We start from the raw sequence: 11014 nt of genomic DNA, 5'->3' as shown, positions 1-11014 counted from the left end.
TTTTGATTTCATTTCCAGCTCCTCGTTTGAGAAAGCTTAGTTTAGAAAATTTAAATTTCTCAGGTAGGTGTATTTGCCCGAACGAATACGCTTTACCAAACCAATAAGCTGCTTGTTCATAATCTTTATTAACACCAACGCCAGTCAGCAATAGTTGCCCCAGTTCCGCTTGAGCTTGTGAATTCCCCTGTTCAGCAGAGGCTTCATACCAATAAACCGCTTTTTGGGCATCTGCTTCTACACCCAATCCATTTAGATATTGATAGGCCAAATAGGCTTGGGCATTTCTGTGTCCTTGATTGGCGGCGCTGGAAAACCAGTAAGTCGCTGCACGTTGATCCTGGGCTATACCATATTTGCCTGTATACAAAAGACCAAGACTATATTGTCCCTTCGCATCACCTTGCTCTGCCGCTTTTTCATACCAATATAAAGCCTTCTCTACATCTTTTTCAGTACCATAACCCATCATGTATTGATACCCCAGGTTAACCTGCGCTTTTGCATAACCTTGTTCTGCTGATTTTTTAAACCATTCAAAAGCCTTAACTTCACTCGTTTCAACCCCATCTCCTACAGCATACATCAAACCAATATTTCTTTGAGCAATCGCATTACCATGCTCAGCCGCTTTCATATACCAGGCGAATGCTTGTTTATAATCCTGTTTTACCCCACGACCATTATCATATAGAAAGCCTAAACTTAACTCTGCTAAGGCATTATTTTTTGCCGCTGCTTTTTGATACCACTCTCCAGCTTTTACATCATCATGATTCACACCATAGCCGTATTGATACATACGGCCTAATAAATACATGGCCTCATCATTTCCTTCATCGGCTGCTTGTACCAAGTGAGGATAAGCGGTTGTATAGTCACCATTTTCATAGGCAGAAAAACCGACAATCACATCGGCAAAAACTGAATTAATATAAAGACAAGCAGCGAGAACCAGTATTCGCATGCTTACTCCTGAACAATTCCCTTATTAAAAGCGTAGGAATATTAAGACAACAAAGCAAATAATTTGCTCACTAATTTAATTAATTCAACAATTTCTATAAATTGATAATATTTTAATAGCCTTCTTTCATTGTTCTGAATGCTTTACTCTTTTAGTAAACAATTACAGATTGGCCTTAAATAGAAAAGGAAATTAAAAATAATTATTACAAGTGAGAAATTTAATAATTGTATGAATTTTTCTATTTTCTAATAGACTATAATTTAAGAATTCTTACTAAGAATTTACAGGAGAATGAGTAACAGAACAAAAATTTTAATTTATAAAAAAACATGTTAGATGGAACTTTATTTAATTATTACAAGGATGAAAATCATGAAAAAACTCATTTTAATATTCACTGGCTTAATCTTAGGAAGTAGTGTTTATGCAGCAAGTGTTACAGATATGAATTCAAAATGGATCTGTACTACAAATGCTAGCAGCAGTGATGTAGCCTCTGAAAAAGCTGCGGATGAAAAACTGGCAAATACGCAATCCTCTGCTAGCAATGCCTTTGCTGCTGCAGCTCAAAATTGCCGTGATTGCACTAAAATTACCTGTGAAGTCCAAGACTAAAATATTGGAGACTATCCTTTGTAGGATAGTCTCTTTTTGGCAAATTAAGCATCGTATTTATTTTTAAACCGACTCATTCTTTCACCAATTAATTCCAATTCATTATGATCAAGTAAACTTTTTACTTGTGGAAATAATTTATTTTCTTCTTCCTCTGCGTGGTGAATCACGTTATTTTTAAAGCGGGCAAACTTTTCCTCCCATTCTTGTTGGGTTTTAATATCATTAAATTCTTTAATAGCTCTTTCAGCACTTTTCTCTTCTCTCAGCAAATGCTTCACTGTGGAATCTAATTTTGCATTATCTTTAAAGCAGGGATACCAAACTTTATGTTCCATTGCTTCATGTCGGATAAGTTCATTGCATAAACTCTCAAACATCGGTTGTCGTTTATCATCACTAAAATTTATATTGGCTATTTCATTTAATGTTTTTCTGACTTTGTTATGTTCACTAACTAAAAAAGATATTGCGTCCATGATTTTTTCCTAAAATCCAATTTAAAATAACTTTATCACTTGTAAATTATAGAGCAAAACTCAACGTTTTTAATTGAAAATTAATATGGATTAGAGATAAACCACTAAATATTATTGATTATAAATTGAAACAAAATGCTATAATAAAATTGTATATTCATGGAGGAGTATCATGCTTACTACTTTACTACTAGTTTTACTAATTTTATTACTGATTGGTGGTTTGCCAAGATGGGGATATAGCAGTAACTGGGGATATGGACCATCAGGAATTATAGGTCTTATTTTAGTTATTCTATTGATACTCATTTTAATTGGCAGAGTACCGTTATAGTAAAAATAAATTAGAGAAAAAATAAATTATTTTTATAAAAAATCGCAATTTATGTATGATTTTTTATTCTTACATAATAAGAGTTTCAAGGATGTCCAATGTCGATAGCTTTTATTTCTCATCCAGATTGTTTGTTACATAATATGGGAGCAATGCATCCTGAACAACCAGCCCGGCTACAAGTTATTGAAGATGAGTTAATTCGTTGTGGTTTAAGTGAGCATCTAAACTATTGTCAGGCTCCCCTTGTGACCAAAGAACAACTGCAACTTGTTCATGATCCTGATTATATTGAATTTATTTTTAATACTTCACCACAAACCGGCCTAATCCCCTTAGATCCAGATGTGTGGATGAATCCTCACTCTCTAAAAGCAGCTCTTCACGCAGCAGGAGCAGCCGTATACGGCGTTGATTTAGTCATGAAGGGCAATACTAAAGCAGCTTTTTGCAATGTCCGTCCTCCTGGACATCACGCAGAACGTAATAAAGCCATGGGCTTTTGTTTCTTTAATAATGTTGCTGTTGCCGCCGCCTATGCACTGGATTTCTACAAATTACAACGCATTGCCATTGTTGATTTTGATGTTCACCATGGCAATGGTACTGAAGATATTTTTCAGGCAGAACCAAGAGTTTTGTATTGTTCTTCTTTCGAGCATCCTTTTTATCCCTTTAGTGGCGCCGAAACAAGAAATCAGCATATTCTTAATATCCCCTTAGCTGCAGGAACAACAGGCGAGCAATTTCGCGCCCAGGTCACTGAACATTGGTTGGAGCAAATTAAATCTTTCGCACCTTCGCTCATTTTCTTCTCGGCTGGTTTTGATGCTTATATTGGTGATGATATGGCGGATCTCAGCCTTACACCCAATGATTATCTATGGATCACGCAAAAAATAAAAGCTATTGCTGAGGAGTATTGCCAGGGACGAATGGTATCAGTCTTAGAAGGAGGTTATGCTTTAGATGGATTGGGAGCCTGTGCTGCAGCTCATATTCGCGGTTTACTAGCTACATGACAATAACTGCCGTACCCGTAAATCGCCCGTAGCGCAAATCATCCAAGGCTTGATTTACGGCATGCAATGGATAAGTATGGACCTCCGTTTTAATAGGTATTTTCGGAGCTAATGCTAAAAACTCTTCACCGTCTTTTCTGGTTAAATTAGCCACAGAACATAGAGTTCGCTCTCCCCAAAGATCGGAGTAAGGGAAACTTGGTATGTCACTCATATGGATACCTGCACAGACCACCGTCCCTCCTTTTTCTGTGGCGCGAAGGGCGATTGGAACCAATTCACCAACAGGAGCAAAGATAATTGCTGCCTCAAGAAGACGTGGCGGTGATTTCTCTGAACTACCAGCCCAGACAGCACCTAACTGATAAGCGAAATCCTGAGCAGCTAGATCACCAGGGCTAGTGAAAGCATAAACTTTCCTTTGTTGATAACGTGCTACTTGAATAAGAATATGTGCTGCAGCACCAAATCCATAGATACCAAGATGTTGTGCATTTCCTGTTTTTAATAAAGCGCGATAACCAATTAACCCTGCGCAAAACAAAGGTGCCGCTTGATGATCAGGATACTCCTCTGGAATAGGAAAACAGAAACGCGAATCAGCTACACAATAGCTGGCGAAACCACCGTCAATTTGATAGCCAGTAAATTTTGCCTCGTCACATAAATTTTCGCGACCAGTTAGGCAAAAATGACAAAGACCACAACTACCCCCCAACCATGGCACACCAACTCGCTGACCAATAACAAAGTTTTTAACCTTCTTACCTAGCTTTTTAATTGTTCCAACAATTTGATGACCAGGAACAAGAGGAAGTTTGGGCATTGTTAATTCGCCATCTACAACATGTAAATCAGTTCGGCAAATACCACAGGCATGTACTTTAATTAACACCTCATTCGATTTTGGCCGTGGTTCTTCCAGTGTACTTGGGTTTAATTGATGATGAATTTGTTCTAAGAGCATAGCATCCATGATGAACCTGGCTTATTTACTTACTAAATTATCAATAATTATAGGCAATGATGCAAAGTATCAGAGCCCAAGATCTATTGACATTTCTCTGGTTTGAGTCGAAAAGCATTGATTTACGAACATAACAACACAATTTCATGCAAGTAAATGAAGGGAATCAATGCTTTTCGACTCCAGATAGTAGAAATGGTAATTGGCGCTAAATTGCTTCAAATATTGCCGCCGCGCCCATCCCTGTTCCTATACACATAGTAACCATACCATAACGTCCTTTCGTACGTCGTAAACCATGTAATAAGGTAGCAGTCCGGATTGTTCCTGTAGCTCCTAATGGATGCCCCAACGCAATGGCTCCACCTAAGGGATTTACCTTATCAAGAGGCAAATCCAGTGTTTTAATAACGGCTAAAGCTTGTGCAGCAAAGGCTTCATTAAGCTCTATCCAGTCTAGTTGCTGTAAAGTAATACCAGCCTTTTTCAATGCCAAGGGTATTGCATTAATAGGGCCTATACCCATAATTTCAGGAGGAACTCCAGCAACAGCATAGGCTAATAAACGTCCCATAGGCTGTAAATCATACCGCTTTAATGCATCTTCACTCGCTAACAAAGCAATAGCCGCCCCGTCACTGGTTTGCGAACTATTACCGGCTGTCACAGTTCCTTTAGCTGCGAAAACTGGACGTAGACGTGCTATTGCATCATACGATGTATCGGCGCGAGGCCCTTCATCGTCAGTCACCATACGCTTTTTGCTTATAACCTCGGAAGATGCCAGATCAGCATGGCGTACTGTGATTTCCACTGGACTTATTTCTGCACGAAAATCACCTCGTTGTTGCGCCGCAACTGCGCGCCGATGGCTTTCCGCAGCAAATTCATCCTGCTGCTCGCGGGTAACTTCCCAGCGTTTGGCAACATTTTCTGCCGTAATGCCCATGCCATAAGCAATAGCAACATGTTCGTTGTTAAAAATTGCTGGATTTGCAGTGTATTTGTTACCTCCCAAAGGTACCATGGACATACTTTCGACTCCACCGGCTAGTGCAAGTGGCATGTCTCCCTGGTTGATTGATGCCGCCGCAGTTGCAATACTTTGCACACCAGAAGAACAGAAGCGATTAATAGTCATTGCTGGTACTGATTGGGGCATGTCAGCTAACAAAGAGGCAATTCGCGCAACATTCATACCCTGCTCAGCTTCTGGCATCGCACAACCAATTACTACATCACCAATAGCTTGCCAATCGACAGGTTGATTACGACTTTTCAACGTTCTTATTGTGTGTGCAAGAAGTTCATCCGGTAAAGTATGACGAAACACACCTCGTGGTGCTTTACCAACAGGAGTACGCAATACATCAACTACATATACATTTGTCATTATCAAGTCTCCTTAATTGCGCAATGGCTTGCCAGTTTCTAACAGGTGGGAAATACGAGCCTGAGATAATGGTGTTGCTGCCAAAGTCATGAAGGCTTGTTTTTCCAAATGTAGTAACCAGGCTTCATCAACTAATTCGCCCTCATTAATATCCCCACCACAAAGTACATGAGCCAGTTGATTGGCAAGAAAATAGTCGTGTTGAGAAATAACCCCCCCTTCCAGCCAGTTGACCAACCCAGCCTGCAAACGTGCATGTCCCTCTCGTCCGGCAATTTTAAACTGCTTTTTCAGCGGTGGCTGGTAATTAGCAGCTTGCATGGCTTGAATTTGTGCAAGTGCAGCAAAAAGCACTTCATTGTGGTGCATCACCCAACTATCTTTCTCACGCAGGTAGCCGAGCTGCTTGGCCTCAGGCGCACTGCCAGCAACAACTGCGGTCGCAATTTGTTGAAAATACGGTTGCAAGAAAGGCATTAAATCCGCTTCTTGCGCTTTAGCAGCAGCTCTCATCGCCATTTCTTTACACCCACCGCCAGCAGGAATAAGGCCAACCCCTGCCTCTACCAAGCCAGGATAAGCCTCAAAAGCAGCAATGACTGCATCGCAATGCATCATCAATTCACAACCACCACCTAGAGCACGTCCTCGAAGTGCTGCAATGGTTGGAATTGCACAATACTTTAAGCGCAGTGCAATTTGTTGAAATTGGCCAATCATTGAATCCAGAGCATCCATCTTATTCGCCTGGATCAACGCAGCAACACCTCGTAAATCAGCGCCAGAACTAAAATTTGAGGCATCAGCCTGATAAATAATTAAACCTTGGCATTCTTTTTCTGCCTTGTCTATTGCTTCTTGCAAACCATCAAGCACCACTTGCCCTACGGTATTCGCTTTACTCTTAAAACTAACAACTGCAACATCTTCCTTTAGATGCCACAAATGGACACCTTCATTCTCGTATAAGGTCGTTATACGATGAGAAGTTTCTTTTAACACTTTATCCGGGAAAAACTGACGCTGATAAACCGCTAGCTGGCTTCGTGGAATATACTTATTCTTCTCGGCAGAATAAGCACCCTCCTCACTATAAAAATCTTTAATATTAGTTAGCCAGGCAGGTAATTTGGCCTGGCTTAAAGTCATTTTTTCAGCACTAGCTTTTTCTATGCAGGCTTTCATTTCATTAATGCCAGCCATCTGCCAGGTTTCAAAAGGACCATATTGCCAACCAAAGCCCCAACGAATGGCCAAATCAACATCGCGTACATTGTCCGCTATCTCAGCTAAATGATAAGCACAGTAATGGAATAGATCGCGATAGCAAGCGGTCAAAAATTTAGCTTGCTTATTAGTAGAGGTAGTCAATTGCTGCATGCGCGCTCTAGGATCAGCAATCTTCATAATATCTTTTAACTCATTACTGACTTCGCCTTGGGCTGGACGATAATTTCCTGATTCAAGATCATAAACTTCAATAACCTTCCCATTTTTACGGTAAATACCCTCCCCTGATTTCTGACCTAAACGGCCTGCTTTAATCAAAGCAGTCAACCATTCCGGTAATTTAAATGCAGTATGCCAAGGATCTTCTTTAAGCTGTTGCTCCATCGTGTGCACAACATGCTGCATGGTATCTAACCCTACAACATCCATGGTTCTAAAGGTAGCTGATTTCGGTCGGCCTAATAATGAGCCAGTTAACGCATCTACTTCATCTAAACCAAGTTTCATTACTTGTGCATGATGTAAAGTAGCTAATAGTGAAAACACCCCTATTCGGTTAGCAATAAAATTCGGTGTATCTTTAGCACGTACAACTCCCTTACCCAGGCGACTGGTTAGCCACGTTTCCAAATTATCCAGTAATTGCGCTGTGGTTGTAGTTGCTGGTATTAATTCAGCTAGATGCATATAGCGCGGTGGATTAAAAAAATGTACACCACAAAACCGGTTGCGCTGTACTTCGGGTAGCACCTTGGCAAGAGCATTAATACTCAAGCCTGAAGTGTTACTGACTAAAATAGCTGTTTTACTCAAATACGGAGTAATACGACGGTATAAATCTTCTTTCCAATCTAGACGTTCACCTATTGCTTCAATAATTAGGTCACAACCTGACAAATCAGCCAAATTTTGCTCGTAATTTTTTGCCTGTAAGACCAGGCCTGTCTGCGGTGTAGCCAAGGGGGCGGGTTTTAATTTGCCTAGATTAGCAATCGCCTTATCAACTAAAGCATTAGTCGCTCCGTCTTTACCCGCTAAATCAAATAATAAGGTTTCAATCCCTGCATTCGCGCAATGTGCCGCAATTTGTGCCCCCATGACACCGGCACCGAGAACCGCGACTTTTTTAATGAAAAATGGTTCCTGCATGATTCATGTCCTTTTTGTAAGTGAAAACATTAGGTTCGGTGTTGATTAGGGTCTGTTGGCATTTTACTATCTTCGCCGGGAAGCATCGATTTCCTGTGCTTCGCTCCCCATTTACTACCCTATGCCAACAGACCTATTTGCTTATTCGTATCGATAACTGCCTTCATATAACAATCATCAATACCATAGATTACAACGACTACTCGTTACAAAATCATTTCGGTAGCTGTTCTAAGACAGATTGAAACGAATCCCTTGGGCTAAAGGTAGTGCATCTCCCCAATTAATCGTATTCGTTTGCCGACGCATATAAGCTTTCCAGGAATCAGAACCTGACTCGCGACCACCGCCAGTCTCTTTTTCACCGCCGAAAGCACCACCAATTTCAGCCCCGGATGTGCCAATGTTAATGTTGGCTATGCCGCAATCACTACCCATAGCACTTAAATAACGCTCGGCATTCTTAAGATTCTGGGTGAACAACGCCGAAGATAAGCCTTGTGGTACACCATTTTGTAAAGCGATTGCCTCCTCCAGGCTGCGATAAGGCATCACATAAAGAATAGGGGCAAATGTTTCTTCTTGTACAATATCCCATTCGTTTTTGACGTCAGTCACCAAAGTGGGTTGCACAAAATAACCTGCTTTATTGATCGCCTCACCACCAAATGCAATTTGTCCGCCTGCAGCAAGTATACGTGTAATCGCTTTACGAAATTGGTTCACAGCCTGTTCATCAATCAGAGGCCCCATCAAATTTTTGCTGTCTAAAGGATCACCAATAGTAATTTGCTCATAAGCATGTTGCAGTCGCTTGACAACATCGCGATACATTGATTCATGAACAAATAGGCGTCTAGTGGAAGTACATCGTTGACCTGCTGTACCAACCGCACCAAAGACAATACCTGGGATAGCAAGATTTAAATCAGCTGACTCATCGAGAATGATCGCATTATTTCCACCCAGCTCCAGAATTGTTTTCCCTAAGCGTTTCGCCACTTTGGCCGCAACCTGCCTACCTACAGCTGTTGAGCCAGTAAAAGAAATTAGTGGTATCCGCGTATCATTTACCATCGCATCAGCAATATCATGCGACTCAGGAATAATTAAACTAAAAATTTCTGGGCAATTATTTCTTTGTAATACTTGATTACAAATATGATGTACTGCAATAGCACAAAGTGGTGTCTTAGCTGAAGGTTTCCACAACGTTACATTGCCACAGATTGCTGCAATAAAAGCATTCCATGACCAGACTGCGACTGGAAAGTTAAAGGCTGAGATGACGCCGACAATACCATAGGGATGCCATTGCTCATACATACGATGATTAGGACGCTCGGAATGCATGGTATTACCATAAAGCATACGTGATTGACCGACAGCGAAATCAGCAATATCAATCATCTCCTGTACTTCACCATCGCCTTCCTGCTTAGACTTGCCCATTTCAAGTGATACTAAACTGCCTAATAGATTTTTATGGTCACGTAACGCTTGTCCAATTTGCCGAATTATTTCTCCACGTTTCGGAGCAGGTATCATCTGCCATTCCTTAGCTGCGATTTGACCTCGCTCTATCACCTGCTCATAATCACGCATTGAACAGGTTGCTATTTCAGCAAGTTTTTCACCAGTTGCTGGATTAAAAGAGGGTAAGCGACTAGTGCCAATCTGGCTTTGCCAACCCTGGCCACTGAAAGCACCAGGGTTAATATCGCTGATATTCAAATGTTTTAATAAATCCATGTCATTCTCCTAAGCGTAATGCTGACCAAAGCGGTTGGCCAAGACATCATCCAGACGGAAATTTTCCTGTAAAATCAGACCCCGGTATTCATTGGCTTGTCCTAACACCAAATCCACCACGGCACAAACACCGGATGCAGTGCTAACTTGAATAGCCGACCACTCCAAACCGCGAATAGTTGCTGGATATACTTTTTTAATGTAACTTTTTTCGCTTAACTCACCTTGTCTAAGACCCTCCACAGTCACATAAACCATCACGATATCCTGATAAGTCTTAGGAATAGCTCGTTCCAGAATTCGCTTTAAAGTATCGCGATCTTCGTTTAATTTCAGATCGTTCATTAACAAACGCATTTTTTCACAATGCCCAGGATACCGCATGGTTTTGTAATTTAACGTCTGGATTTTTCCTTCATAAAGCTCGGCCAGACTGCCTAATCCACCTGAAGTATTAAATGCTTCATATTCAGAGCCATCAATTTGTATGGACTCTAGACCTTCCAGAGGTTTTAAGACAACAGGTTTGCCACCTTCAATCCCATAGCAAGGATTGCCATATTCGTTAATAACACCATCCGTTGACCAGGTTAAAGAATAATGTAAAGCATTGCTAGCACGCTGCGGCAATGCGCCGACACGCAATTTAGCATGATGGCAATGATCGAACTCTTTCATCAGGCTATTTGCTGCAATGCTGATAAAACCAGGCGCAAGTCCGCATTGAGGTACAAAAGCAGTAGAAGCATTTGCAGCGATCGCTTTGACTGCTTCAGTAACAGAGGTATCTTCAGTAAGATCGAAATAATGAGCTTTAGCGGCTTTAGCAGCTTTAGCGACATGAGTATTTAAAAAATAGGGAAGGCTTGAAATCACCGCAATGATATTATTTTTTTGCAAATAAGCCTGTGTAGACTCCTGATCTTTGACATCAAGCGCAATTGTTTTGATTTCCGGCATCGCTTGCAATAAACGAGTGACATCCGTTCCAGAAAACTCCACATCAGCCAAATGAACTTGATAGTCACCACTATCGGCTAATAAGCAGGCAATTAAACTTCCAATTTTCCCAGCGCCAGTAATCATAACGTTGTACATACTAA

The 11014-nt window shown here is 40.9% G+C and carries 10 protein-coding genes; 3 read left to right on the top strand and 7 right to left on the bottom strand.

Annotated features, from left to right (window positions below):
* The coding region (locus tag Lfee_RS15905) for a tetratricopeptide repeat protein (protein ID WP_156413406.1) at nt 1-967 on the bottom strand (967 nt) is incomplete at its 3' end.
* A 375-nt stretch (nt 968-1342) separates the two neighbouring features.
* Here Lfee_RS15905 and Lfee_RS15900 point away from each other — a divergent pair.
* Nucleotides 1343-1585: a hypothetical protein gene (locus tag Lfee_RS15900; protein WP_058447952.1), complete on the top strand. Its 243-nt coding sequence runs from the start codon at nt 1343-1345 to the stop codon at nt 1583-1585.
* A 44-nt stretch (nt 1586-1629) separates the two neighbouring features.
* Here Lfee_RS15900 and Lfee_RS15895 read toward each other — a convergent pair whose 3' ends face one another.
* Complete coding sequence (locus Lfee_RS15895; protein WP_058447951.1) at nt 1630-2064, bottom strand: hemerythrin domain-containing protein; 435 nt, start codon at nt 2062-2064, stop codon at nt 1630-1632.
* Between the two features lie 172 nt (nt 2065-2236).
* Here Lfee_RS15895 and Lfee_RS16560 point away from each other — a divergent pair, with 172 nt between their 5' ends.
* Nucleotides 2237-2398: a DUF3309 family protein gene (locus tag Lfee_RS16560; protein ID WP_064501583.1), complete on the top strand. Its 162-nt coding sequence runs from the start codon at nt 2237-2239 to the stop codon at nt 2396-2398.
* Nucleotides 2399-2496: 98 nt separating this feature from the next.
* Complete coding sequence (locus tag Lfee_RS15890; RefSeq protein ID WP_058447950.1) at nt 2497-3420, top strand: histone deacetylase family protein; 924 nt, start codon at nt 2497-2499, stop codon at nt 3418-3420.
* On the opposite strand, the gene Lfee_RS15885 is transcribed toward Lfee_RS15890, so the two are convergent.
* From Lfee_RS15885 to Lfee_RS15865, 5 genes are all read right to left on the bottom strand, one after another.
* On the bottom strand, nt 3413-4396 hold the full coding sequence (locus Lfee_RS15885) for a zinc-dependent alcohol dehydrogenase family protein (protein WP_058447949.1): 984 nt from the start codon (nt 4394-4396) through the stop codon (nt 3413-3415). The two genes, Lfee_RS15890 and Lfee_RS15885, sit on opposite strands and share 8 nt — an antisense overlap.
* A gap of 199 nt (nt 4397-4595) precedes the next feature.
* Nucleotides 4596-5780: an acetyl-CoA C-acyltransferase gene (locus Lfee_RS15880; RefSeq protein WP_058447948.1), complete on the bottom strand. Its 1185-nt coding sequence runs from the start codon at nt 5778-5780 to the stop codon at nt 4596-4598.
* A gap of 12 nt (nt 5781-5792) precedes the next feature.
* Nucleotides 5793-8159: a 3-hydroxyacyl-CoA dehydrogenase/enoyl-CoA hydratase family protein gene (locus Lfee_RS15875; protein ID WP_058447947.1), complete on the bottom strand. Its 2367-nt coding sequence runs from the start codon at nt 8157-8159 to the stop codon at nt 5793-5795.
* A 231-nt stretch (nt 8160-8390) separates the two neighbouring features.
* Nucleotides 8391-9911 carry an L-piperidine-6-carboxylate dehydrogenase gene (gene amaB / locus Lfee_RS15870; RefSeq protein ID WP_058447946.1) on the bottom strand — a complete coding sequence of 507 codons (1521 nt, stop codon included), beginning with the start codon at nt 9909-9911 and terminating at the stop codon, nt 8391-8393.
* A gap of 9 nt (nt 9912-9920) precedes the next feature.
* Nucleotides 9921-11009 (bottom strand): saccharopine dehydrogenase family protein, encoded by a 1089-nt coding sequence (locus Lfee_RS15865; RefSeq protein ID WP_058447945.1) that lies wholly within the window; start codon nt 11007-11009, stop codon nt 9921-9923.
* Between the last annotated feature and the right edge of the window lie 5 nt (nt 11010-11014).

The organism is Legionella feeleii (assembly GCF_001467625.1).
Taxonomy (GTDB): Bacteria; Pseudomonadota; Gammaproteobacteria; order Legionellales; family Legionellaceae; genus Tatlockia; species Tatlockia feeleii.
The sequence above is the reverse complement of the archived record's forward strand: the minus strand, read 5'-3'. Positions and strand labels throughout refer to the sequence as shown.